The 25,243-nt window shown below is 73.8% G+C and carries 14 protein-coding genes and 1 tRNA gene; 12 read left to right on the plus strand and 3 right to left on the minus strand.

The annotated features are described in order from the left end of the window. The first annotated feature begins 18 nt into the window (after nucleotides 1-18). From ACGRHY_RS18160 to ACGRHY_RS18190, 7 genes are all read left to right on the plus strand, one after another. Nucleotides 19-1,416, plus strand: coding sequence for a condensation domain-containing protein (locus ACGRHY_RS18160; protein WP_394636371.1), 1,398 nt, complete (start codon nucleotides 19-21; stop codon nucleotides 1,414-1,416). Further along, nucleotides 1,413-3,650 (plus strand): penicillin acylase family protein, encoded by a 2,238-nt coding sequence (locus tag ACGRHY_RS18165; protein WP_394636372.1) that lies wholly within the window; start codon nucleotides 1,413-1,415, stop codon nucleotides 3,648-3,650. The genes ACGRHY_RS18160 and ACGRHY_RS18165 overlap by 4 nt, the downstream gene beginning before the upstream one ends. Further along, complete coding sequence (locus ACGRHY_RS18170; RefSeq protein WP_394636373.1) at nucleotides 3,650-7,102, plus strand: AMP-binding protein; 3,453 nt, start codon at nucleotides 3,650-3,652, stop codon at nucleotides 7,100-7,102. The genes ACGRHY_RS18165 and ACGRHY_RS18170 overlap by 1 nt, the downstream gene beginning before the upstream one ends. Then, a complete protein-coding gene (locus ACGRHY_RS18175) occupies nucleotides 7,099-8,820 on the plus strand; it encodes a non-ribosomal peptide synthetase (protein WP_394636374.1) in 1,722 nt (573 codons plus the stop codon). Before ACGRHY_RS18170 ends, ACGRHY_RS18175 begins: the two co-directional genes overlap by 4 nt. Continuing rightward, entirely contained in the window at nucleotides 8,817-13,244 is a 4,428-nt protein-coding gene (locus ACGRHY_RS18180; protein WP_394636375.1) for a type I polyketide synthase, read from the plus strand. The genes ACGRHY_RS18175 and ACGRHY_RS18180 overlap by 4 nt, the downstream gene beginning before the upstream one ends. Further along, nucleotides 13,241-14,485: a MupA/Atu3671 family FMN-dependent luciferase-like monooxygenase gene (locus ACGRHY_RS18185; RefSeq protein WP_394636376.1), complete on the plus strand. Its 1,245-nt coding sequence runs from the start codon at nucleotides 13,241-13,243 to the stop codon at nucleotides 14,483-14,485. Before ACGRHY_RS18180 ends, ACGRHY_RS18185 begins: the two co-directional genes overlap by 4 nt. Nucleotides 14,486-15,016: 531 nt before the next feature. Further along, nucleotides 15,017-15,946: an aminotransferase class IV gene (locus ACGRHY_RS18190; RefSeq protein WP_394636377.1), complete on the plus strand. Its 930-nt coding sequence runs from the start codon at nucleotides 15,017-15,019 to the stop codon at nucleotides 15,944-15,946. A gap of 26 nt (nucleotides 15,947-15,972) precedes the next feature. Here the strand turns inward: ACGRHY_RS18190 and ACGRHY_RS18195 are convergent, their stop codons facing one another. After that, the gene (locus tag ACGRHY_RS18195) at nucleotides 15,973-17,328 is read right to left on the minus strand and encodes a TldD/PmbA family protein (protein WP_394636378.1); all 1,356 of its coding nucleotides are present in this window, start codon (nucleotides 17,326-17,328) and stop codon (nucleotides 15,973-15,975) included. Beyond that, nucleotides 17,325-18,710 carry a TldD/PmbA family protein gene (locus tag ACGRHY_RS18200; protein WP_394636379.1) on the minus strand — a complete coding sequence of 462 codons (1,386 nt, stop codon included), beginning with the start codon at nucleotides 18,708-18,710 and terminating at the stop codon, nucleotides 17,325-17,327. The genes ACGRHY_RS18195 and ACGRHY_RS18200 overlap by 4 nt, the downstream gene beginning before the upstream one ends. A gap of 91 nt (nucleotides 18,711-18,801) precedes the next feature. Between ACGRHY_RS18200 and ACGRHY_RS18205 the strand changes: the two genes are divergently transcribed. Beyond that, nucleotides 18,802-19,332: a transposase gene (locus ACGRHY_RS18205; RefSeq protein WP_491630964.1), complete on the plus strand. Its 531-nt coding sequence runs from the start codon at nucleotides 18,802-18,804 to the stop codon at nucleotides 19,330-19,332. Nucleotides 19,333-20,108: 776 nt separating this feature from the next. After that, complete coding sequence (locus ACGRHY_RS18210; RefSeq protein ID WP_394636380.1) at nucleotides 20,109-20,393, plus strand: site-specific integrase; 285 nt, start codon at nucleotides 20,109-20,111, stop codon at nucleotides 20,391-20,393. 240 nt (nucleotides 20,394-20,633) lie between these two features. Here ACGRHY_RS18210 and ACGRHY_RS18215 read toward each other — a convergent pair. Next, nucleotides 20,634-20,709: transfer RNA gene (locus ACGRHY_RS18215), tRNA-Arg, on the minus strand. A 303-nt stretch (nucleotides 20,710-21,012) separates the two neighbouring features. Between ACGRHY_RS18215 and ACGRHY_RS18220 the strand changes: the two genes are divergently transcribed. The 3 genes from ACGRHY_RS18220 to ACGRHY_RS18230 all read left to right on the plus strand — a co-directional run bounded on the left by ACGRHY_RS18220 (nucleotide 21,013) and on the right by ACGRHY_RS18230 (nucleotide 25,109). Next, a complete protein-coding gene (locus tag ACGRHY_RS18220) occupies nucleotides 21,013-22,644 on the plus strand; it encodes a dynamin family protein (RefSeq protein ID WP_394636381.1) in 1,632 nt (543 codons plus the stop codon). A 5-nt stretch (nucleotides 22,645-22,649) separates the two neighbouring features. Continuing rightward, nucleotides 22,650-24,560 carry a GTPase gene (locus tag ACGRHY_RS18225; protein WP_394636382.1) on the plus strand — a complete coding sequence of 637 codons (1,911 nt, stop codon included), beginning with the start codon at nucleotides 22,650-22,652 and terminating at the stop codon, nucleotides 24,558-24,560. Nucleotides 24,561-24,713: 153 nt separating this feature from the next. Further along, nucleotides 24,714-25,109, plus strand: coding sequence for a single-stranded DNA-binding protein (locus ACGRHY_RS18230; RefSeq protein WP_394636383.1), 396 nt, complete (start codon nucleotides 24,714-24,716; stop codon nucleotides 25,107-25,109). Nucleotides 25,110-25,243: the final 134 nt, after the last annotated feature.

The following is a 25,243-nucleotide window of genomic DNA, read 5'->3' on the forward strand; positions in this document are numbered from 1 at the left end:
CGAACGGACCGTGCCCGGTTGCTTCGGCTGCTCGCGGAGCGGGAAGCCGCCCGCGCGGACGGTCGCCAAGGTTACCGAGTCGCCCCCGCCCAGGAGTCGATGCTGGCCGCGGAGGCCGCGCAGCCTTCTGGTGGCAGTCACAACGACCTCGTAGCGGCCTACCTGGACGGCCCGTTGGACGCCGCCGCACTACGTCGCGCGCTTCAGTCGCTGACCGAACGCCAGGAGGTGCTACGCGTCCGATTCACCCCCCCGCCCGAGCCGCGCATGCTGATCACCCCGCAGACTGCGGTCGACCTCGACATCCGCTGTACGGAGTCGGGCCCCGAGGAACGCCAGCGGGTCGTGGAGCAGGCCGCCGCCGCACTCCTGGGGGAGCGTCTCGACGCGTTCACCGGACCGCTGCAGCGCGTGGTGCTGCTCCGGCTCGCGCCCCGCAGGCACCTGCTCCTGTCCGCCGTGCACCATCTGATCAGCGACGCCCACTCGCACGGCGTGTACCTGCGCGACCTGGCTGCCCTCTACCGCGCCCACACCACCGGTGAACAGGCAAAGTTGCCGCTGGTGCGGCCATACCGGGAGCACGCGGCCGCCCGCAGACAGGTGTTGGCGGAGGAGGCAGGACCGGCCACGGCCGCGCTGCGGCGCTCGATGGCCGTGCTCGCCCCGCCGCTGCCCACGCTGACCTGGCCCCGTACGCCGACGAAACGCACCTACCGCCAGCGGGTCGTACAGCGGAAGTGGCCGGCCCGCATGGTCGGTGCGGCCGAACGGGCCCTGTCCGGCGTGGGGCTGACCTTCGGCATGGCCTTGGCCGCCGCCTGGGCAAGCGCGCTGTACCGGTACGCGGGGGCGGAGGATGTCCGTATCGGCGTCCCGGTCGCCAACCGTCTCGACCCCTCGTTTGCCCATACCGTGGGCCTGTTCGCCGGCATGGGGATGGTGCGTATCCCGGTCGGCGGCGACAGTACGGTCGAGGAACTCCTCAGCTCCGCGAGGGAGTCGATGCTGACCGCCTGGGAGAGCGGTGCGGTGCCACTGCCGTACGTGGTGCGCGCCCTGCGCGCCGCGCACCCGGACCTCGACTCCGCTGCGGTGTTCGAGTCCACCTTGACGCTGCAGGATCAGGCTGAGCCCCTGCTCGTCGGAGCGCTCCGCATCACCGCCCTGGACTCCTTCGACTTCTCTCCGCTGACCGGCCCGGCGTTCCAGCCGCTGCACCTGTCCGTGCGCCGTGGCACGGGGCCGGTGCCGGTGCCGGTGCGACTCACCTATGACCGGGACCTGCTGACCGTGGCGGAGGCCGAGGCGCTGCTGCGCGGCGTGGCGGAGTTCTTGGCCGTGTGTGCCGCCGGTGCAGAGCGTCGTACGGCGGTGCTGCCGGCCCGCCGGTGGACCGCGGCGGCGGACGCATGAGCGCGCGTCGGACCGTCGGACGGCTGGGCGCCGCTGCCCGGTTGACCGGGGTACGGGCGCTCGCCGCGGCGGCGGCCGGACTGGATTCCGCGGTGGGAGGCCGCAGCACCGCCGCGCTGCCGGCCGGGGCGGAGATCGTCGCGCTGGCCGCCATGCACCGCTTCCGGGCACGGGTCGACGCCGCCCGTCGGCGCGTACCCGGGCTGCGGTTGGACCGGCACGGCATCCCCCACGTCTTCGGCACCGGCGTGGACGTCTGGCGCGGCCTCGGATTCGCCACCGCCGCCGCCCGGTTGTTCCAGATGGACCTGGTGCGGCGGCGGGCGGCTGGCCGCAGCAGCGAGTTGCTCGGCCCGGATCTCGCCGAACAGGACGCCCGTCAGCGTCCGTTGGGATTCGCCTGCTACGCGGAGCGGATCGTGGCCGCGTTGTCGGCGGACCAGCGTCAGATGCTGGACGCATACGCGGAGGGCGTCAACCAGCTGCTGCGGGCAGCCGTTCCCTGGGAGTACGCGGTGCTGGGCCGCGCCCCGGAACCGTGGCGGCCGGCGGACAGCGTGCTCGTCGTCCAGGACCTGTTCCAGCAACTGACTGACCCGGCCGTGGACTCGTTGGAGGCCGCGTTCGCCGACGCCCCAGTCCCGCACGGCCGGGGCACCGGGCTGACCGGCGAGCCCTTGACCGACGCCGTGGCGGCCGACCGGCTGCGGGCAGCACTGCGCGGCGCCCGCGGCGGCGGCGCACCGGTGCCGCCGGAGCCCGCCGTCGGCTCCAACGGCTGGGTGCTGGCTGCGGACCGCACCGCCGTAGGCGGGCCGCTGCTGGCCAACGACATTCATCTGCCGCTGGGTTCGCCGGGTCCGCTGTTCTTCGTTCGGCTCACCGTCGACGCCCGTCCGGCACACGGATTCGCCCTGCCCGGTGTGCCCGCGCTGGTCGCTGGCGCCAACGCAGATGTCTCCTGGGGGCTGACCAGGCTGTGCGGTCGCACAGCCCGCCGGCTGCCCGCTGCGGCGGCCCCGCTGCTGTGCGACCGTACGGAGGAACTGGCGGGCACGAACCGCACCGTGCGGGTACGGCTGGCGGTCGCGGGACCGGTGCTGCCGGACGGCTCGGTGCTGCGGTGGACTGCGCTGGACCCCGAAGCCGTCGACTTCGGTCTTGCCCGCCTGGTGACCGCCCGCAGCGTGCCCGAAGCCTGTGAGATCGCGCGCACCAGCGGCGCCCCGCCCACCAGCCTGCTCGTCGCAGACGCGGCCGGGCGCACCGGTTGGGCGCCGGCCGGCCGACTGCTGGCCGCCGACAGCGAGAAGCTGGTGCCGGCGGCGGACGTGCCGCAGGTGCTGGATCCGGACTCCGGGCTGCTGGTCGCGGCGAACCAGGACCTCGGTGTGCTGCTGCCGGACGGCTCCCCGGTGACTGTCAACGCCTACCCGGACGCGCGGGCCCGCCGTATCACGGCGCTGCTCGACTCCCGCCGCGACTGGCGCCCGGCCGGGCTGTTCGGCGTGCAATACGACGCCGACGCCGCCTTCTTCCGGCCTTGGGCGGAGCTCTTCGCCCGGCACGCCCACTCCCGCCCACGCGCCCGCGCCGCGCTGCTGGCCTGGGACGGCACCGCCGGCACCGGCGCTCGCGGACTGCACCTGCTGGCCCTCGCGCACGACCTGGCCCGCCAGGAGATCCTGGCCCCGCTTTCCGCTTCATCGTCCGGCACCCCCGGCCTCACGCCGCCTTCGCTCAGCGGCCTTGATGACGAACTCGCCGAGCTCGTAAGGGAAGAAGACCCTTCGTTGTTGCCGGCCGGGCACACGTCCTGGCCGGCGTTCCTGTCCTGGTGTGTGGAGGCCGCCGACCGCTACCTCACCCAGATACTCGGCCCCAACGCCGCCGACCTGCCGTGGGGACGGGTCAACCGGGCGCGGCTGCGGCACCCATTGGCCGGCCGGCTGCCGCGGCTGGCGCGGCTGATCGAGCCGCCGGGCACGCCGCTGGCCGGCTGCACCCAGTCCGTGTCCGTGGCCGCCGGCGGCTTCGGCGCGGCCATGCGGATGGTGGCCGACCCGGCGGCCGGCACGCTGTGGGCGAATTGGCCCGGCGGCCAGACCGCGGACCCCCTCGACCCCGGCCACCGCGCCCTGCTCGCCGACTGGGTCGGCGGCCGGGCCCGGCGGCTGCCGCTCCCGGCCGAGCCCTCGACTGTCACAGAACCAGACCGAACAGGAGCCCCGTGATGGCTGCGTCCGAGAAACCGAATCTCGTCAGCGCGGTCCGGGCGCATGCGCGCGAGAAACCCGAATTCCCCGTGATCACCTGGCTGGACGGGCTCGCCGAGCCCGGCACCGTGCTCACCTACACCGCCGTCGACGACCAGGCCGCCGCCGTCGCCGCCACGCTGGCCGGGCAGACCGGCCCTGGCGACCGGGTACTGCTAGTCCACCTGCCGGGGCCGGAGTTCGTGCCGGCGTTCCTGGGGTGCCTGTACGCCGGCCGCATTCCGGTCCCGGTCTATCCCGACCTCGGCGCCGACGGACTTGAGACCATCCGGCGCATCGGCAAGGACAGCGGTGCCCGCGCGGTGCTGGTCGCCGACCCGGCCATCGGTGACCGGGCGCAGGAGTTGCTCGGCCTGCCCGCGGTGCTGCCCCACTCCACCGAGCGGGCCCGGCCGTCCGCCCCGTCGGCCCCTGACGACCTGGCCTTCCTGCAGTACACCTCGGGGTCGACCGCGGCGCCCAAGGGCGTGGAGGTGCGGCACGGCGCGCTGCTCGCCAACGTCCGCGCCATCGCCGAAGCCTTTGAACACCGCCCCGGCACCCCGATCGTCAGCTGGCTGCCCGTCTACCACGACATGGGTCTGATCGGGAACATCCTGCATGCGCTCCACCTGGGCTGCCGACTCCACCTGGGCTCGCCGATGGACTTCAGTGTCCGTCCGCTGACGTGGTTGGAGGCGATCTCGCGGTACGGGGCGCACACCGCGGGCGGCCCCAACTTCGCGTACGAGCTGGCCGCACGTGCGGTGGAACGGCACGGCCTGCCTGAGGGCCTGGACCTCAGCGGCTGGAGCCGCGCCTACAGCGGTGCCGAGCAGGTGCGCCCGGCCACCCTGGAACGGTTCACCCGCGCCGTGGCCCCGGCGGGCTTCCGGCCGTCCGCGTTCATCCCCTGCTACGGCCTCGCCGAGGCGACCCTGCTGGTCAGCTCGGTTACACCCGGGCGGGGGGTGCGGACCCGTACCGCAGCAGACGGTATGAGCGCTGTCTCCTGCGGCCCCGCACGCGACTGCCGGATCCGAATCGCTGACGAGCAGGGGCGGGCCCTGCCCGACGGGGAGGTTGGCGAGATCGCGGTGGCCGGGCCATCGGTCACCACCGGCTACTGGAACCAGCCCGAGGCCACCGCCGCCACCTTCCTGCCGGCCGATGCCGACAGTGACCGCGTGCGGTGGCTGCGCACCGGTGATCTTGGCTTCCTCGCCGAAGGTGAACTCCACGTCGCCGGCCGGGTGAAAGACGTCTTCACCGTCCGCGGCCGCAACATCTACCCACAGGACGTGGAGGCCCTCGCCGCCGACACCGTGGCGGCGCTGCGCCCCGGTTCCACGGCCGCCTTCTCCGACGGCGGCGGCGGCGTGGTCGTGGTGGCCGAGGCACGCCCGGGCGCGGAGGTCACCGAGGAGGACGTGGTACGGCTGCGGGCCGCGATCGTCGCGGCCCGCGGGGTTCGCCTGAGCGAACTGGTGCTCGTCGACCGCGGCGCCGTCCCCAAGACCACCAGCGGCAAGCTGCGCCGCGCCGAGTGCGCCGAGCGTTACCGGAACGGGACGTACGACGCGCACCGGCTGCCGACCCCCGCCGAGGCGCCGTCCGTTGCGGCCGGGACACCGGGCGAGCCACTGGAGGAGCTGCGTCACATGGTTGCCGACGCACTGGTCCTCGACGACGGCCCGCCCCCGGCGCAGGCGTCACTGACCTCGCTCGGTCTCGACTCGCTGGGCGCGGTGCGGCTGCGGCACACCGTGGAGGAGCGGTGGGGCGTGCTGCTCCCGCTGCCGGCGCTGCTGAGCGGGCCGACCATCGCCGACCTCGCCGACCACCTGGCATCGCAGGACGCACCGGCCGAACCGCCCGCCACTCTCGCGGCGCCGCCCGATGGCCGTCCCTCCCGGGCCCAGGAGGCACTGGCGTTCCTGCACATGCTTGAGCCGGACGGTGACGCGTACACCATCTCGCACGCCGTGGAACTGCCGGAGGATGTGGACCTCGCCCGGTTCCGCCGGGCCGTGCGCGCCGCCTTCCTCCGTCACCCGGAGTTGGCCGTGACGCTGTCCTGGACCAGCGGGACGCTGCGCCGTACCCCCGCCGCCACGGACGCGGTGCGCGACGCCCTCGCCCTGGTCCCGGTGCCGGTGCGAGAGGAGCGGCTGGACGAGAGCCTGGCCGACGCGGCCGCGGCGCCGTTCTCACCTGAGCAAGGTCCGCTGTTCCGGCTTCACCTGTGGCGCAGCCCGCGGCGGACGGTGCTCCAGCTGTCCGTCCACCACACGGTGGCCGACCTGTGGTCGCTCTGTCTGCTCCTGCGCGATGTGGCCCGTTGTTACGCGGACATGACCACCGCCCGCGTCCCGGCTCGGCCCTCGGTGGCGCCGTACGACGTGTACGTCCGCGCCCAGGAGGACTACCTGGCCTCCGAGGCGGCGCAGCGACGCGCCGCCGACCTCGCCGCCCGACTGCCCCGCCGGGCTGGTCCCCTGGGCGTGCGCACCGATCGGCCGCGCGGCCCGCGGCGCAGCCGCCGAGGCGCCCGGGTCACCGACACGCTGCCGCCCGAGACCACCGAGCTGCTCATCCGCACCGGCCCTGTGCCGCTGCTGACCGCTGTGTGGGGACTGTGCCTGCAGCGGTACGGCACGCCCGCGCCGGTCGTCGTCGGTGTGCCGGACGCCGGCCGGCCGACCGCGGCGCTGGCCGAGGTGGTTGGGCTGTGCACCAACACTGTGCCGTTGGCTGTCGACGCTCGCGACGAGCAGCCGCTGGAGGACCTGCTGGCCGACGTACGCGAGCAGGTGCACGCTGGCATGGCGCACGGCCTGCACCCGCTGAGCAGCGTGGTGGAGGCGGTCTCGCCGGACCGCGAGCCGGGTCGGCAGCCGCTGGTGGAGACGATGGTGGCGTACTTCGAGAATCCGCTGCCGGAGATCGAAGGGCTCACCGAGGTGGTCACCGGACGGCCGGGGCCGGTGCGCATCGGCGACCTCCGGCTGCGCAACGTCCCCATCCCGCGCAACTGTTGCCGCTACGACCTGGACCTGGTCGTCGCCCGCGAGCAGGCCGGCCACCGGCTGGTGCTGGACTACGCGGCGGACCTGTTCGACGCCGAGACCGCGGCTGCCCTGCTGGCCACCTTTCGCGCGATGGTCGAGGCGGCCGGGCGCCCGGGCGCCCGGGTCGCCGACCTGTTTGTGCTCTCCACGCGGGATCGGGAGCACCTGGAGCAGGCTGGCACCTCGTACACCCCGCCGCTGACCGGCACTCCGGCACAGGCGGTACACGCCGTGGCCACCGCTGACCCCGGGCGGCCCGCGATACGCACCGCGGAACGGGACTTGGACTTCGCCGAGTTCGCCGACCGGGTGCGGCGGCTCGGCCGCGTACTGCACGACGCCGCTCGGGAGGACGCATGACGACAGACACGGCCGTGCCGCCGGCCGGTACGGACCCGCGGCACCTGGCCCGCCGCCAGGTAGCGCTGCTCATCGGGCCGAGCGAGCAGTTCGTCGTCGGGATGTTTGCCGCCTGGCAGGCCGGGCTCGGCATCCTGCCGCTGCCGCCGGCCTTCCCCGACGAGCGACTCGGTGTCATGCTGCGGGACTGTGCCCCGCGCGTTTTGCTGACACTCCCCGAACACCAGGAACGGGCCGCGGAGCTGATCGCCCGATACGCGCCTGGCACGGGCCTTGTGGTGGACGATGGCACCGGCCCGGACATCCCGGCCACCGACGTCCCCGTCCCCGTCGGCGACGCCGCCGCGTTCACCGTCTACACCAGTGGCTCCACCGGGCGGCCGAAGGGCGTGCTGGTCCGGCACGCACACCTCTCGCCGCTGATCCGCTGGTTCGGCGAGACCTTCGCCATGGGGGAAGGGGTACGCATCGCCCAGACCCTGTCGCTCGGATTCGACTTCGGCCTGCAGGAGCTGTTCACCTCGCTTCCGTACGGCGCCTGTCTGGTCATCCCCGAGCCAGAGGACCGGCGCGACGCCTGCCGCTACGCCCGCTTCCTGCGCAAGCAGGAGGTCACCGCCCTTTACACCACCCCGTCCTTCGCGCAGGAGGTGGCCGCCACCGGCGAGCCGCTGCCCGCGCTGCGGGTGGTGTTGCTCGGCGGCGAGGTGCTCACCGGTTCGGCGGTCCGCGCGCTGCGCCGGATCGTGGCACCGGACTGCCGGCTGTTCAACGGCTACGGCCCCACAGAGGCGACCGTCAACTGCCTGGTGTACGAGGTGCCGAAGGACCTGCAGGACGACGCGCTGCCCGCCGTCCTGCCGGTCGGCCGGGCCACCTCCGGCAGCTGGGTGCGGATTGTGGACGATGCCGGCCGACCGCTGCCGGTGGGTGCCGTCGGCGAGCTGCTGATCGGCGGCAACGGCGTCACCGGCGGCTACTTGGGCCGCCCGGAGCAGACCGTGGAGCGATTCGTCGAAGTCCCCGCCTCGACCGGCCCCGGCGGGTGGGGCTACCGCAGCGGCGACCTCGGCTACGTCCTTCCCGGCGGCGACTTCGTCGTGGTGGGACGGGTCGACCGGCAGGTGAAGATCCGCGGCTTCCGGGTGGAGCCCGGCGAGATCGAGGAGGTGCTGGCCGGCTGCCGCGGCGTCACCGCGGCCGCGGTGCGGCCGCTGGGCGGCCCGCGGCGGCTGGTCGCGTTCGTCACCGGAGACGCCACCGCAGAGGCGGCGCGAGCCTACGTTGCCGAGCGGCTACCGGCCGCCATGGTGCCCGAGCAGATCGTCCCGCTGGATCGGATCCCGCTGAACGCCAATGGCAAAGCCGACGAGGCGGCGCTGGTCGAGCTGGCCGAACGGGACCACGTGCCGTGGGTCGACCCCGGTGCCGGCAGCGCCGAGCTGGAGGCCGCCGTCTGCGAGGTGTGGGGACGGGTGCTCGGCATCGACCCGCCGCCCGGCCACGCCAACGTCTTCGACCTGGGCGCCCACTCGCTCGTAGCCCTGCAGGCCCACCACCGGCTGCAGACCGCACTGGGCGTCGACTTCCCCCCGCACTACCTCTTCGAGTACCCCCAGCCGCGGGCCCTGGCCGAGCGCCTGCACGCCGAACGCGCCGCAGCGTCGGCCGCTCCGTCCACCGACCCGCAGCCCGTCACCGCGAAGGACACACGATGAACCCGGAAGCCACCGAACACCCCGACTCCATAGCAGTGATCGGTATGGCGGCCCGGCTACCCGGGGCCGACGACATCCCCGCCTTCTGGGCAGACCTGCGCGAGGGCATGGAGCGCGTGGAGCGCCACACCCGCGAGGAGATGATCGCCCGCGGCGCAGCCGAACCCCTGGTCGACGACCCAGCGTGGGTCAACGCCTCGGCGCCGCTGCGCGACCCCGACGCCTTCGACGCCGCCTTCTTCGGCCACGCCGCCCGCGAGGCGTCCACCATGGACCCACAGCACCGCATCTTCCTGGAGTGCGCGTACCACGCCATGGAGGAGTCCGGCTACGACACCGAGCGCTACGACGGTCTTATCGGCGTCTACGCGGGCGCCACCATGAACACATACGTGCACTACAACCTGATGCCCAACGGCGAGGTCTTCGACGTCATCGGCGATCTGCAGACGATGATCGGAAACGACAAGGACTTCCTGGCCACCCGGGTCTCGTACAAGCTGGATCTGCGGGGCCCCAGCTTGTCGGTGCAGACCGCCTGCTCCTCGTCGCTGGTCGCGGTGCACATGGCCTGCCGGGCACTGCTGGATGACGAGTGCGACATGGCGCTGGCCGGCGGCAGTTCGCTGCGGATGCCGCACGGCGCTGGCTACCTCGCCAACCCCGGCGGCACCTCCGCCCCCGACGGGCACTGCCGTGCCTTCGACGAGGACTCCGGCGGCAGCGTGCCCGGCAGCGGCGCCGGCGCCGTCGTGCTCAAGCGGCTCGCCGACGCGCTGCGCGACGGCGACCACGTGCACGCCGTCATCCGCGGCACAGCGGTGAACAACGACGGCCGGTCCAAGGCCAGTTTCACCGCCCCCAGCGTCGACGGCCAGGCCAGGGTGATGATCCGCGCCCTGCAGCGGGCCGGGCTGACCGCCCGCGACATCGACTACGTCGAGGCGCACGGCACCGGAACCCCGCTCGGCGACCCCATCGAGGTCGCCGCGCTCACGCGGGCCTTCCGTGCCGACACTGACGAGCGCGGCTACTGCTTGCTCGGATCGGTCAAGCCCAACATCGGCCACCTGGACGCCGCCGCCGGTATCGCCGGCCTGATCAAGACGTCCCTGGTGCTCAAGCACCGAAAGGTGCCGCCGGTGGTCAACTTCCGCCGCCCCAACCCGAAGCTGGAACTGGAGACCACGCCCTTCACCGTCCCCGGCGAACTGACCCCGCTGGACGGCGAAGGACCCCTGCACGCCATGGTCAACTCCCTGGGCATGGGCGGCACCAACGCGCACGCCATTTTGGAGGAGCCGCCCGCACTGCCCGCCGGCGGTCCGTCCCGCCGCCGCCAGCCAGTGCTGCTGTCCGCCAAGACCCCCGAGGCGCTGGAGCAGATGAGCCAGGCGCTGGGCCGGTGGATGCGGGAGAACCCCACCGCGCACCCCGCCGATGTCGCGTACACGCTGGCGGTCGGACGGCGCCGGATGGAGCACCGACGGACGGTGATCGCCACCGACCTGGAGGACGCCAGCTACGCGCTGACCACCCCCGGCAGCAGCCGGCAGCGCACCACCGAGGCGGTCGGCAGCGCCCGTACCGCCCTGGTCTTCCCCGGTCAGGGCACCCAACGCGCCTGCATGGGCGGCCGGCTCACGAGCCAGGAGCCCCGGTTTGCGGCCCACCTGGAGCACTGCCTGACCCTCTTCGCGGAGCGCGCCGGGGTCGATCTGCGCCACCTGGTGGGCCCCGATGCCCGCGCCACCGACGAGGCGCAGCAGCAGCTCGTCCAGACCGAGCTGACCCAGCCGGCGCTGTTCGCGGTCGAGTGGGCGCTCGGCCGTACGCTGCTTGACCTGGGGGGGCGCCCGCAGGCGCTGCTCGGCCACAGCATCGGGGAGTGGGTCGCCGCCACCCTGGCCGGGGTATTCACACTGGAGGACGCCGTCGAACTGGTTGCGCTGCGCGGGAGGTTGATGGCCGAGAGTGTGCCCGGCGCCATGCTGTACGTGCACTTGTCCGAGGCGGAGGTCGAGCGTCGGCTGCCCGAGGCCCTGACCGTCGCCGCGGTCAACGCACCGGAGCTGGTCGTGGTCGCCGGCGACACCGAGGCTGTGGCCGCGTTCCACAAGCAGTTGCAGACCGACGGGGTGTCCGCCGGGCCGCTGGCGGTCACACGCGCCTTCCACTCACCGCTGATCGCCAAGGCCGCCGAGCAGCTGTGCGCCGCCGTCGCCGAGCGCACGCTGTCGGCGCCGACGCTGCCGGTCGTCTCCAACGTCACGGGTCGGCTGCTGGACGCCGACCGGGCCGTGGACCCGGCGTACTGGGCCGAGCAGATGCGGCTGCCGGTGCGCTTTGCCCAGGGCGTACGCACCGTCGCTGACCAGGGTGTCGAGCTGTTCCTTGAGGCCGGCCCCGGGCACGCGCTGACCACCCTGATCCAGGCCGCCGGTTGGGAGGGCGCCCCTCCCGCCTGCCGCACGGTGCTGGAGACCGGTGGCAAGGAGCCGCAGGACCTGCTGGACACCCTCACCCACATGTGGTCGCTGGGCGTGGACGTCGACTGGTCCGCGTACTACGCATCCGAGGACCGGCGCCGTGTCTCACTGCCGCTCTACCCCTTCGCCCGCACCCGATTCTGGCTCGACCCGGCCCCCGGTGGGCCCGCCCGTACGGCCGCCGCGACCGGTACGGGACCGGCCCGGCTGGAATCCGACCGCTGGCTGCATCGGCCGACCTGGCGGCTGCGCCCGCTCATCGCGTCCGAGGCAGCCGACGGGGCCATCGTCAGCGTCCGTACCGGGGTGGCGGGTGAGGTGTCGGACGAGGTCGTGGCGCTGGACCGGGCCGACGGCGGGCTGACCGCCGAAGACCTGGCCGGTCACGGGCCGTTGACACTGCTGCTGCCGGTGGATGTGGGGGCCGACGCGGTCGCCGCTGTCGAAGTGCTGCGTAAGCTGGCCGCCTCGGTGGCCGCCCACACCGGGCAGGACAGGCCGGTGCGGCTGGTGGTACGCACCGCGGGCGCCGCCCGGATCGACGCTGCCGGCGGCGGGCTCATCGCGCCCACTGCTGCCGCACTGGCAGCCGCGGCCCGCGTCGCCGCCCAGGAGGTGCCGCAGCTGGCCACCTGCCTGCTGGACGGCGCCGACGCCGAATCGGCTGCCCTGCGCGTGGTGACCGCCCGGGACACCGGCACCGTCCTCGCCGAACGGGAGGGCCTGTGCTGGGAGTCGACCTACTCCGAGGCGCCGGCCACCTCCTCGGAGGACCGGCCGATCGCCGGGTGGCTGTTGATTGGCGGCGCCGGAGCCTTCGGCCGCGCCTTCGCCTCACGGGTGCTGGCCGACGGCGCCCGCAAGGCCGTCGTGCTGGACCTCGAAAGCGACGGCGGTCGGCCGCTCTCCGGCCCCGTGGAATACGTCACCGGCGACGCCCGTGACCCGCAGGTCCTCGAAGCTGCCCTGGACCGGCTCGGCGGCATTGGCCCCGTCGGCGTCCTGCACGCTGCGGGACTGTCCGGCGAGAGCGGCATCGGGCCGTTGACGGTGCTGGACTCGCAGGCCGTCGGTGCCCAGTTCGACGTCCGCGCCGGCATCGCCCGGACCCTCGCGGAGGTGGTCGGAGGCCGTACCGACATCGATCGAGTGGTGCTGCTTTCCAGCCTGTCCGTGCCGCTCGGCGGCGTCGGCGGCTTCGGCTACGCCGCCGCCAGCGCCTGGCTGGACGGCTACGCCCATTCCCGCGACCGTACGGGCGGCACCCGGTGGAGCAGCGTGCAGTGGGAGCACTGGCAGGACGGCCCCGCCGACCCGCGTGACCCCCGGGCCGCGTACGCGCTGGACGAGGCCCAACTGGTCCAGTCCATAAGTCGCTTGCTGTCCGCCCCGGCCGCTCCCGTGCTGGCCGTGGCGACCGCGGACCCGGCCGCCCGCGCGGCCGGAGCGACACCCCGTGCGGCCCGCCCCGCCGCAGACACCCGGGCCACCGGCTCCGCCGCACCCGTGCCGGACGAGCCGTCCGCGGCCCGGCTCAGCCCGATCCAGCAGCTGCTCGCCGACATCTGGATCGAGCTGCTGGGCGTGGAACAGGTCCGCCCCCAGGACAACTTCTTCGACCTGGGCGGCCACTCCCTGCTGGCGATGCAGCTGATCACCCGGCTGCGGCGGGAGCTCGGTACGGAGCTGCCGATGATCACCCTTTTCGAGACCCCGACCCTGGCGGCGTTGGCCGCCCACCTGGAGGAGCTCGGCCTGGCTCCCAGCGGCAGGCAGTCCGCGGCTGCGGAACCGGTCTCGGCACCCGCGCCGCCCGCACCCTCCCCCTCGGAGGACGACGACACCGCCCGGCTGGCCGCGCAGGTCGAGGCCATGTCGGACGAGGAGGTCCAGCGGCTGCTGGCCAGCTTCGAGGCAGAGGAGGACCAGTCATGACCCCGCCCACCCCCTCCGGCGCGGACCGTCCCAGGCTCTCCGCCGACCGGCAGCAGCTGTTGGAGCTGCTCCGCCGCCGCGGCCAGGTGCCCCGTACTGCCACCGCGGCCAGAGAAACCGTGGCCGCCGCGCCCGACGCGGACGCACCCGCCGGGGGCCGGCCTCCCAAAATCAGCCTGTTCTTCTTCTCCGCGGATCTGGATGACCGGCCCGACGAGAAGTACGAGCTGGTCACCGAGTGCGCCCAACTCGCCGACCGGCTCGGCCTGCACGCGGTGTGGGTACCCGAGCGGCACTTCGACGGCTTCGGCGCACCCTACCCCGCGCCCGCCGTCTTGCTGGCCGCGCTCGCCGCCCGCACCGAGCGGCTGCGGCTGCGCGCCGGCAGCGTCGTACTGCCGCTGCATGACCCGCTGCTGGTCGCCGAGCAGTGGGGCGTGCTGGACGCCATCAGCGGCGGACGGGCGGGCATCTCGCTGGCCTCCGGCTGGCACCCGGACGACTTCGTGCTGGCCCCGGACGCGTACGACCGCCGACGCGAACTGCTGGCAGAGGGTGTCGAGGAGCTGCGCCGGCTGTGGGCCGACGAGGCCGTGGAACGTACCGCGCCGCAGGGCCGGTCGATCGCCGTCCGCAGCTACCCAGTCCCGCGCACCACGCCGCCGATGTGGCTGACCAGCACGGGCAATCCCGAGACCTGGCGCACCGCGGGCCGGCTGGGGATGAACGTGCTCACCGCCCTGCTGCAGCAGACCGTGGAGGAGGTGGCGGAACGCGCCGCCCTGTACCGACGGGAGCTGCCGGTCGACGGCCTCGCGACGGAGATCACCGTCATGCTTCACACCCACCTCGGTCCTGACGACGCCGCCGTGCGCCGCCGGGTACGCGAGCCGCTGCTCACCTATCTCTCCGCCCACCTGGACCTGTTCGCCAAACAAGCGGTCGGCGCCGACCTGGGCGTGCGGCCCGAGGACGTATCGGAGGAGGACCGTCAGTTGCTGCTGGAGCACGGCCTGCAGCGCTACTACAGCTCGGCCGGCCTGTTTGGCACCGTCGAGTCCTGCCGCCCCATGGTCGAAAAGCTGCGGCGGGCCGGCGCCACCGAGCTGGCCTGCCTGGTCGACTTCGGGCTGCCGCGCGAGCAGGTGCTGCAGTGTGTTCACCACCTCGCCGAACTTCAGCAGGCGCTGGCCGATGACGCTGCCGCCGTCCAGGCCAGCGACGCGGCGGCCGTGCGGTGACCACCTGGCTCGCGCTTTATCCGTACGCCGGCGGAGGCCGGGCCAGCTACCGCACCTTCACCGCCCTGGCCGACGAGGCGTGGGCGCAGCTTGAGGCCGGGTCCGGTCCCGCCGCCAGCCGCGACCCGGCGGAACTGGTGCTCTACGGCTACAGCATGGGCACGCTGCTCGCCGCGGAGCTGACGGTGCGGCTGCACGAGCGGTACGGCCAAGGTCCGAGGGCCCTGGCCGTCGCCGGCGCGTTCGCCCCGCACCTGCTGCCCGACCCCGAGGCCGTGCGGCTGTTCCCGCCAACCCGGCGGGCGGACTGCGCCGCTGTGAAGTCCCACCCGCGCCGACGGCTGGCGATGCCCTGGCCGCCCGTCCGGCGCCGCGGGGCTGGGCGGACATCGGTGGCCCGGGTTCGCGGACGTACTGGGTACCCGGCGACCATGCCACCCTCATGCACGACCCGCGCCCCGTCCTGCTGGTGCTGCGCGGTCAGCTCACGGCCGCCGCGTCGGGCGCGGCCACCGGGAAAGGAGATCGACGTTGCAACCCGGAAGCTCCATGCTCACCTATCTGCGCGGCGCCGCCCACCACGGCCCGTGCCTGGCCTTCGGCAGCAACAGCGTCCAGCACGGCACCGCCGTCTTCGAGGGCATCCGCTGCTACGACGGCCCTGGCGGCCCGGCAGTCTTCCGCCTCGACGACCACCTGCGCCGGCTGCTGGACTCCGCACGTCTCGTGGGCATCGACCACCCCTACGACCTGGTCGCGCTGCGCGGCGAGGTACTGGCCGCGGCGACCGCCGCCGGACTGGCCGACGCCTACCTGCGCCCGGTGCTGTTCACCCCCGCCCCGGTGCTGGGCGGGGACCTGCGCGCCCTGCCGTTCGAGCCGGCCACCGAGGTGTGGCCGGCGCCAGGAGCCGAGGTTCGGCCCGCGGCGGCGGCCCGGCTGACGATCTCCCCCTGGCGGCGCCCGTCACCGTCGGCCTTCCCGGTACGCGCCAAGGCCACCGGCACCTATGTGCACTCCGCGCTCGCCCGCACCCAGGCGGGCCGCGCCGGCTTCGACGACGCGATCCAGCTCGACCCCGACTCCGGGCGGGTGGCCGAGGCGACGGTCGCCAACGTCTTCTTGGTCAAGGACGGCCAGCTGCGCACCCCGTGGCTCGCCGACAGTGTGCTGGCCGGTATCACCCGCGACACCGTGTTGCAACTCGCCGCAGACCTCGGCCTGGCCGCGGACGAGGCGCCGGTGACCGTGTCCGAACTGCTCACCGCGGACGAGGTGTTCCTCACGGGCACCGCCAGCGAGATCGTGCCGGTACAGAGCGTCGACGGGGCGCGGTACCCTGCCCGTCCGGTCACCGAGGCACTGATCGCGGCCTTCCGCCGCGCCGTGGCGGAGGACGACACGCACGACTGGCGCACCCCGGTGCCGGGGCACCCGCCGACGACCGCCGCCGTGAGCTGAGGCCGGGCCATACGGGCTTGGGCCGGTCACGCGCCGGAGAGGGGCACCGGGCCGCAGGCCAGCGTCGCGCCGCCAACGGAGTGTTCCAGCGGGAAGAACCGCAGGTCGTCGCCGATCGAGGTGACCGAGCCGAGTAGCTGGTCCAGGGAGGTGGCGAGCGTCAGCTCTCGCACCGGCTCGGCCGGTTCGCCGCCGTGCAGCCAGTGCCCCTTGACACCAACGCTCACGTCGCCTGTGACTGTGCTGACGCCGCTGTGCGCTCCCTTTAGGTCCAGCACGTACAGCGCGTCCCCGGCCCCGTTCAGCAGCTCCCGGCGCGGCGTGGTGGGCCCGGTCACGTGCAGGTTGCCCGGCAGCACGCCGGGCTGGCTGCGGAAGCCGGTCCGCCGCCCGTTGCCGGTCGAGCGGGTGCCGGCTGCCGCCCGCGCCGCCGACTCGGTGCTGTGCAGAAAGCCGCGAAGTCTGCCGTCCTCGACCAGCGGCGTACGGCGGCACGGAACCCCCTCGTCGTCGACCGGCGCCGTGGCCGGGCCGCCCGGCAGCGTACCGTCATCGACGAGGGACAGTACCGGCGAGGCGATGCGCTCGCCCGTCAGGTCCCGCCACAGCGAGGTGCCGTGGTGTACGGACTCGCCGCTCAGCGCCGGAGCGATCGCCGCCAGCAGCCGGGCAGTCGCCAGCGGGTCCAGGACGATGGGCGCCTCCCCCGTCCGGGGCTTGACCGCCCCCAGTTGCCCCGCCGACCGCCACGCCGCCTCCCGCGCGGCGTGTTCCAGATCGAGCCCGGCGAGGTCCGGGTGGAGCGAGAATCCCAGGCCGGTCTGCCGCTCCTCTCCCCGGCGGGCGACCGCCGAGACCGTGGCGTAGGCGTCGCTGCGCTCGTGCGCGCAGCGCACGCCCAGGTTGGAGGCGATGGCGGTACGGGACACCTCCTGGCCCACCATCACCGGCGCGGTGCGCTGGACGTCGCGGTGGGCGGCCATGGTCAGCCGGTCCAGATCGAACGCCGCCGCAACGATCGCCTCCGGCACGGCCGATACCCACCCGGCGGGCAGCAGCAGCGGCGCCGCCGCCGGTGCCGCCGGTTCGGGCAGCACATGCGCCGCGTCGGCGATCCCGATGGCGTTGTCGGACGCCGCCCGCACCGCCCGGCGCAGCCCGTCGGGGGTCAGGTCGGTGGTGCCGGCGAAGCCCAGTCGGCCGTCCCGGATTACCCGCACGCCGGCGCCCGAGCTGTCGGAGGTGTGGAACTGCTCCAGCCGGCCACCGGCGACCTTGGCCGTGACGTCGGTGGAGTGCGAGATGAACACCTCGACCGCGCACTGCGCCGGCGCCCGGCACACCGCACCTGTTGCGATCTCCAGCAATTCCTCCGCGTTCACGAGCGCCGCCCTCCCACGGTTATCCTGGCGACCCGTACGGTGGGTGAGCCGAAGGACGCCGGGACCCACTGGCCGCCCTTGCCGCACATGCCCTGTTTGGTGCCGAAGTCCGAGCCGACCGCTTCGATCAGCCCCAGCGTGCGGGGTCCGTTGCCGATGAGGTTGGCATTGCGTACGGGCTGGGTCAGCTCGCCATTCTCGATCAACACACCCTCGGTGACGCCGAAGACGAAATCCCCGGTCGTCGAATCGACTTCGCCGCCGCTGAGCCGCACCGCGTACAGACCCCGCCGCACCTGCCGCACCAGCTCTGCCGGATCGGCGCTGCCCGGCAGCACGGAGGTGCTGGTCATCCGGGGCTGCGGCAGGTGGGCGTAGGATTGCCGGCGCCCGTTGCCGGTGGGCGTTGCGCCCAGCGGGCCCGACGTCAACCGGTCCGTGAGCACCCCGGTCTGCCGACCGCGGTCGAAGAGCACCGTGCGCTGCCCGGGCGTCCCCTCGTCGTCGAAGCCCGCAGCACTCCACTCGGCTGGCACGGTGGAGTCGTCCACCGCCGTGAACTCGGCGTCCGCCAACACCGCGCCTGGCGTGGCCGCGTAGACCGAAGTCCCGTCGGCCATCACGTCACCCTCCAGGCCGTGACCGCACGCCTCGTGCAACAACACCCCGCCCTCGCCGGGATGCAGCACGACGGTCATCTCTCCCGTCGGCATCGGCTCGGCGCCCAGGCCGTGCAGCGCCTGCCGGGCCGCCGCCCGGCCGATGCTTTCCGGCGGGGTGGTGTCGTAGAAGTCCAGGCCAGTGGCTCCACCCGGCCCCTCGAAGCCGCGGGCCGCCCGACCGTCCCGCCGAGCCACCACATGGCAGATCAACCGGGTGCGCTCGCGAGCGTCGCGGGCCAGCCGCCCCTCGGAGTCGGCGACCAGCACATCCTGGCTCTGGTCGAGGTAGGAGACCCGCACATGGTGTATGTCCTTCCCCTGCGCCCAGGCACTGTCAGCCGCCCGCCGCACCAGGGCGACGCGGTCGTCGTTGGTGGCCTCACCGGACGGTCGTGCTGCCCGGTGGACAAAGGCAGGCGTACTGCGGGCAAGCGCCACCGGGCGACGCGCCACGTCCCCCGTCACCCCGGCACCCGCGGTCCTGGCCGTGGCCAACAGGGACTCCCGGTCCAGGGAGTTGGTGTAGGCGTAGGCGGCGAACCCGTCCTTGACCACCCGCACCCCGACGCCCGCGTCCAGACTCGAGGAGACGGACTCCACCTCGTGGCCGGACAGCGACAGCAGCGTGGTGGTGCGGCGCTCAGCGTAGACCTCGCCCCAATCGGCACCGCTCACCAGCGCCGCATGCAGTATCCGTCGTATGTCGCCCTCGTCCAGCACCCACCGATGCTAACCGAGGGCCGTTCGTCGCAAAGCCGTCGGACGGGGTGCGGACCGGCACGCAAAGCCGGTATAGGCGAACACCGCCGCCGTGCGGCAGGCGGTCCTCGACCACGTCCCGTCCGGCCTGGGCCTTTCCGGTCGGCTGTGGTCGCGGGGACCGATGGGTGAACCGATCTTCACGCTGTACCGGGTCCGGTCCACCGAGCCCGGGACGGGCAAGTACCTCAGGCGATGGGGTCTGACCTTCCAGCGGCCGGACAAGCGGGCTGTCGAACAGGGTGCGGAGGCCGTCCGCACCCGGGGCGAGCAGGGGCGGACGCCGGTCGTGCGCCGCACCGGGAACCGGTTCTCCGTGCACGCGACGTCCGCGATCAGCACCAAGGGCCGGATGCACTTCATGGTCTTCACCGAGACCTTCGACGCGAAGGTCGTGTGCCGATTCCCGGGCCGGCTCGTGGGGCACTTCGACCGGAAGATGCATCTGATCGTGGACCGGCGCTCGGCCCACCGCTCGAAGACCGTCCGGGCCTGGCCCGCTGACAACAGTGAGCGACTCCGTCGGGGATCTTGGTGTCGTCTGCTCAGCCTCTGGCGGACCGCCAAGACCTCGGCCGGGTGATCCCGTGCTGGTCCAGGAAGTTCTGGAAGGCGGTCGGCGACCGGGACGCAGATGCTTCTCCGGTCGGCGGCCGTCGGCTGAGGCGCTCGATGTTCGCGGCGATGGCTGTGGACACGTGTTGTAGGTGTGTTTTCCGCCGTCTCCGGCAGCGGCGGCGGCGCATGCCGTGTCCATGAGCGAGCTCGTTGATGGTGCCTTCCACTCCGGAGGCACCCTGCTGGACGGGTCCGCGGCGGCGGCCAGCTCCGTCTCCCGCAACCACCGGATCATGAACCTCCTCGTGAGCTATGCGATCCGACGGAAGATCCTTCGGTCCAACCCCCTGCCGAAGGGCAGGGGGGAGAAGAAGGGGAGGGCGTCGACCAGGCCCGTCACTCCCGTCGACAAGCGATCCCTGCTCAATCCGCGGCAGGTCGCCCTGCTGCTGGCCTGGATAGCCAAGCGCCCGCGTCGCGGTCACCTCTACCGGGCCTTCTTCGCGACCATGTACTACGCGGGACTCCGTCCGGAGGGGGCCGTCGCCCTCCGGGTGAGAGACGCCACCCTTCCGGACGCGGGCTGGGGGGAGTTCCTCGTCCACGAGGCACAGCCCGAGGTCGGCAGCCAGCGGACGGACACCGGTGAGGTCCACGAGGAGCGGGACCTCAAGGGCCGCGAGGAGGGCGACAGGCGCCCCGTCCCCGTGCACCCCTCGCTCGTGGCCATCCTCCGCGAGATGATCAGGGAACTGGGCCTCGGGCCCGGCGATCTCCTCCTTTCCCGGCGAGCGCGGCGGCATGCTGGCCGGCTCGGTTTTCCGCCGGGTCTGGAGCAAGGCGCGCAAGGAGGTCCTCGGCGAGCACGAGTACGACTCGCCCGTCGGCAAGCGTGTGTACGACCTGCGCCACACCTGTCTGACGACCTGGCTGAACCACGGCGTGCCGTCGGCGCAGGTCGCGGCGTGGGCGGGCAACAGCGTTCCGGTCCTGCTCGCCATCTGCGCCCGGTGCGTCACCGGGCAGATGGCGGACCTCCAGAAGCGCATCGAAGGGCCGCAGGACCTTCCCCGGGTCGAGGCGTGACCTCGGCCCCGGTATCGAGACCGGTCCACCGGCGCGAGGGCTCCGTGGCCCGGCCCGGGAGGCCGGTCTCGTACTTGCGAGGTCGTTGCACGCATGTTGCACAGCCGCCCGTAGGGAGCCGGTTCCGGCCGGTGTCAGTCGGACAGCCGGACCTGCCGGGGCCGGGGCGCCCGCCCGGCCCGGAAGGCCGGGAAACCCCACCTGGCCTGCAAGGAAGCGGCCCAGCCGAGGCTGGGCCGGTGGCGCCCCCGGCAGGACTCGAACCTGCGGCCAAGCGCTTAGAAGGCGCCTGCTCTATCCACTGAGCTACGGGGGCTCAAGCGGTCGCGGACGGGCGACGGAGCGCGCCCCCGGGTGACCTTGCCGCGACAAGGATAGGGGCCCGGGCGCTTCCTCCCCGTTGCTTCACGTCCGCGACACCCTGTGGAGGTTCAGTGAAGCGGTCCCGATAATCGCAGGCGAGTACGAATCATGCACCGGTTTGAACGCTCGGCGGGGCGGGTGTTGTGCAGTCGTTATGCCCTCCGCCTCCGGTGCGGCGCGGGCCACAGGGGTCAAAACAGCCTGTTCTAGTCCTAATGCACTTCAAAAACCATTCGAAATTGGGCATTCTGCGCATGTGGCGATCTTGGGAGCTAGGACCGAACTGCTCGACGCGCTCACCACGCTGCGTGACCGCGTCGCCGCAGCCCGCTTTCCGCTGCCGCTGCCCGGGGCCGAGCGCGCCCGCCGCTCCCGCGGCGAGCTGCTCGCCCAGCTCGACGACTACCTGGTGCCCAGGCTGCGCGCCCCCGAGGCGCCGCTGCTCGCCGTCGTCGGCGGCTCCACCGGAGCCGGGAAGTCCACCCTGGTCAACTCGCTCGTCGGGCGCCGGGTCAGCGATGCGGGGGTGCTGCGGCCCACCACGCGCACACCTGTGCTGGTCTGCCACCCCGCCGACCAGCACTGGTTCGCCGGGCCCCGCGTACTGCCCCGGCTGAGACGTGTCTGGACGCCGCGGCGGGACGACTGCCGCGCCGCGGAGGACGGGCCGGCCGCCCTTCCCGACGACGACCACGCGGCGGACGACGCCGACGCCCCGCCCGCGCTCGCCGTCGAGACCGCCGAGGCCGTGCCCGTCGGGCTCGCCCTGCTGGACTCGCCCGACATCGACTCCCTGGTGACCGCCAACCGCGAACTGGCCGCCGAGCTGTTCTGCGCCGCCGACGTCTGGATCCTGGTCACCACCGCCTCCCGCTACGCCGACGCGATCCCCTGGCACCTGCTGCGCAGCGCCCGCGAGTACGACGTGACGCTGGCCACCGTGCTGGACCGGGTGCCCCACCAGGTCGCCGACGAGCTCTCCCGCCAGTACACCGCCCTGCTGGCGCGGGCCGGCCTCGGCGACGTGCCCTGCTTCACCGTTCCCGAGCTGCCCGAGTCCGCGCGCGGCGGCTCCGGACTGCTGCCCGCCACGGCCGTGGCCGGGCTGCGCGAGTGGTTGCTCCACCACGCCGGGGACCCCGCCGCCCGCGTGGTCGCCGCCGACCGGACGGCCACCGGCGCCCTGGCATCGCTGCGCTCGCGCGTCTCCGGGCTCGCGGGCGCGGCCGCGGCCCAGCACGCCGCCGTACTGCGGCTGATGCGGCACATCGACGGCGCGTACGAGCGGGCCGGGGCGCGGGTGCGGCGGCAGATCGCCGACGGCGAACTGCTGGCGGGCGAGGCCCTCGCCCGCTGGCGCGGTTTCCCCAGGGACAGCGGCGGCGACGAACTCCTGGACGCCTTCGCCGACGGACTGTCCGCCCTGCTGCGCGGCGCCGTCGGCGACGCCGACGAGCAGGCCGCCGACGCCTGGCGCCTGGAACCCGGCGCACCCGAGTGCGGCCGCGCCGACGAACTGGTCGCGGAGCGGATCGACCTCCTGGCGCGGCGCTGGCGGCGCTGCCTGGAGGAGGCCGCCGACGAGGAACTGCGCGCGGCCGAGAGCGGCTGCCCGCTGTCGGCCGAGGAGACCGCGGCCCTGCTCGCCGCCGCGCTGCTGGGCGGACGGCGCGGGCGGGGCGCCGGCGAGGCGCTCGCCTGCGCCCTGGGCGCGGCCGTCGCGGCGCGGCTGCGCGAGCGCGGCGAGCGGCTGCTGGAGGGCTGCCTGGACCGTGTGCTGCGGGGGGAGCGCGGCTACCGGCTCGCGCCCCTGCGGGACCTCGACGCCACCCCCGGCCAGCAGGTGGCCCTGATCGCCGCACTGTCCGTACTGCAGAAGGAGAGGTGATCGCGGTGGGCACCGACGTCCGTACCGACGGCGGCCGGATCTGGGACGACGGGCTGATCGCCCGCAGGGTCCGTACGGACGGGGGCGGGGGCGTGCGGGAGGAGCCCGAGGGCGCGCCGTTCCCGGCCGGGCCGTTCGAGGGCGGGCCGTTCGACGCCGCCCCTCCCGGCCGCGCCGGCGGCCGGGAGGAGTGGTGGGACGGCGGTCGCGCCGGCGGCACGCGGGCGTACGCCGCGCCGGGCGCCGCACCCGAGGAGGAGGCGCTGCGCGAACGGCTGCGCGCGCTGCGGGAGCTGGTCGGCCTCTCCCGCACCCGGCTGGACGGCGAGGTGCTCGCCGAGGCGGGCCGGATCCTGGACGAGGTCACCGCGCGCGGCAGGCTGTCGCGGGCGTACACCGCCGTCGCCGTCGCCGGGGCCACCGGCAGCGGCAAGTCGATGCTGTTCAACACGCTCGCCGGGGTCCAGCTCTCCGAGACCGGGCTGCGCCGCCCCACCACCTCGGTGCCCGTCGCCTGCGTCTGGGAGACCGAGTGGGACAGCGGCGCCGACGGCCTGCTGGAGCGGATGGGGGTACCGCCCCGGGCCCGGCGCCGGGTGCAGCCGCGCGACCCGGCGCTGCGCGGCCTGGTCCTCATCGACCTGCCCGACCACGACTCCGCCGCCCCCGGGCACCGCGAGCAGGTCGACCGGATGCTGCGGCTGGTGGACGCGGTGGTCTGGGTGACCGACCCGGAGAAGTACGCGGACGCCGTGCTGCACGAGCGATATCTGCGGCCTCTGGCCGGCCACGCCGAGGTGACGTTCGTGGTGCTCAACCAGGTCGACCGGCTGCCGGGTGACGACGTCGACACCGTCATGGACGACCTGCGGCGGCTGCTGGACGAGGACGGCATGGCCCTCGGCGAGCACGGCGAGCCCGGTGCGACCGTACTGGCCCTGTCCGCGCTCACGGGCCGGGGCGTCGGCGAACTGAGGGACTCACTGGGGGAGTTGGCCTCGGGGCGGCGGGCGGCGGCGCTGCGGCTGTCGGCCGACGTGGACGGTGTGGTCGCCCGGCTCCGCCCGGTCTACATGGCCGACACCCCGCGGGGCCCGGCCGGGCTGACCGAGCGGGCGCGCGAGGAGTTCGAGGACCGGCTGGCCTCGACGGTGGGCGCGTGGGCGGCGGGGCAGACGGCCGAGCGCCTCTGGCTGCGCCGCGCGGAGCAGGTCTGCGGCACCCCCTGGGCGCGGCTGCTGCGCTGGTACGAGACGCGGCGCGGGCGCGGGGAGACGGCCGCCGCCCCGGTCGGGCCCGGTACCGGACCGGCCTCCGGGAGCGCAGACGGGCATGGGGACAGGGGCGGGGCCGTGGTGCCGGAGACGGTCACGGTGGCCCGGCCCGTACTGGCGCAGGCGGTTCGGGCGCTGGCCGAGGAGGCGTCGGCCGGGCTGCCGCAGCCGTGGGCCCGCTCGGTGCGGGACGCGGCCTGGCGCGGTGCGCTGGGGCTGCCGGAAGCGCTGGAGGACGCGATCGTCTCGGCCGCGGACGAGAGCGATGAGGTCCGGCCGCCGAGGCCGCGCTGGTGGACGGTGGTGTCCTGCGCGCAGTGGCTGATGCTGGCCGTCCAACTGCTCGGCCTGTACCTGCTGGTGGACCTGATCGCCGGAGGACCCGGGTGGGGCGGCGTCTGGCTGCCGGTGGCGCTGCTGACGGGCGGCGCGCTGGGCGGCCCGCTGCTGGCCTGGTGCTGCCGGATCGCGGCACGGGGGCCGGCGCGGGCGTACGGGCTGGAGGAGGAGCGCGGACTGCGGCGGCTGGCGACCGGCTGGGGCCAGGCCTGGGTGCTGGAACCGGTGGCCGCCGAACTGCTGCGGTACCGGGAGGTGCGCGAGCAGTACGTCATCGCGGCGGGCGGCACGGGCCGGGCCTGAGGCCGGCCCCGGGGGGCCTTCTGCCGTCGCCCGTCCGGGTGGCCGGGTTGTCCACAACCCGTCGGTACTCCACAGGCCGCGGCGGACACCGTCGCGGGCGGGCAGTATCAGAGCCGTACGGGAGCGAAGGAGAAGAGAACGGGGGCGGCTCGAGTGAACGAGACGATGGTGACGGTGGTCGGCAACGCGGCGTCGGCGGTGGAGTCCAGGACGACGGCGTCCGGCCATCCGGTGGCCCGGCTGCGGCTGGCCACCACGGTGCGGCGCTACGACGAGCAGCGGGGCGGCTGGACGGACGCCCACACCAGCTTCTACACGGTGTGGGCGTTCCGGGGGCTCGCGGAGAACCTGGCCGCCTCCGTGACAGTCGGCGAACCCCTGCTCGTCCAGGGGCGGTTGCGAGTGCAGCAGGGCGAACGCGACGGAAGGCGCTGGACGTCGGCGGAGATCGATGCCACGGCCGTGGGGCATGACCTGGCCCGGGGCACCTCGTCGTTCCGCCGCGTGGTGCGGGCCGTTCCCGCCGGCGAACCGGCGGCCGGTCCATGAGACTTACACATAACCAGCCGTTAACTGCCTGTATGTCATGGTGGGTACGCCTCTGCGGCGTTCCGTTATAACGATTGGGGCTCGAAATGTGTAACGTCTGATATTCCTGGGGATCGCGTTCCGATTGCTCCCTA

Origin of the sequence: Streptomyces shinuiensis, assembly GCF_043660855.1 — a bacterium.
Classification (GTDB): Bacteria; Actinomycetota; Actinomycetes; order Streptomycetales; family Streptomycetaceae; genus Streptomyces.